This is a genomic window from Clostridium coskatii, from assembly GCF_001675205.1.
In the GTDB taxonomy this organism is placed as follows: domain Bacteria; phylum Bacillota; class Clostridia; order Clostridiales; family Clostridiaceae; genus Clostridium_B; species Clostridium_B ljungdahlii.
Window position 1 is genome coordinate 1 of sequence record NZ_LROR01000042.1, and the last position, 505, is coordinate 505.

The 505-nt window shown below is 49.3% G+C and carries 1 rRNA gene; it reads left to right on the forward strand.

Annotated elements, in window-relative coordinates:
- A 23S ribosomal RNA gene (locus tag CLCOS_RS09340) occupies positions 1-505 on the forward strand; the annotation flags it as partial.

Here is a 505-nt window from a genome sequence, read left to right on the forward strand (position 1 = left end):
TGGATGTATGTCTAAGCATCGAGTCAGGTATACCAGGAAAATCCGGTATATCAATGATGAGGTGTTATGGGGAACCCGCAAGGGGAAGTACCTGATTTCACGCTGCCGAGAAAAGTCTCTATGGAGCTAATATGTGCCCGTACCGCAAACCGACACAGGTAGGTGAGGAGAGAATCCTAAGACCATCGGAAGAATTGTTGTTAAGGAACTAGGCAAATTAACCCCGTAACTTAGGGAGAAGGGGAGCCACGGAAGTGGCCGCAGAGAAAAGGCTCAAGCAACTGTTTATCAAAAACACAGGTTTCTGCTAAAGCGAAAGCTGAAGTATAGGAGCTGACGCCTGCCCGGTGCTGGAAGGTTAAGGGGAAGACTTAGCGCAAGCGAAGGTCAGAACTTAAGCCCCAGTAAACGGCGGCCGTAACTATAACGGTCCTAAGGTAGCGAAATTCCTTGTCGGGTAAGTTCCGACCCGCACGAATGGCGTAATGATTTGAGCACTGTCTCG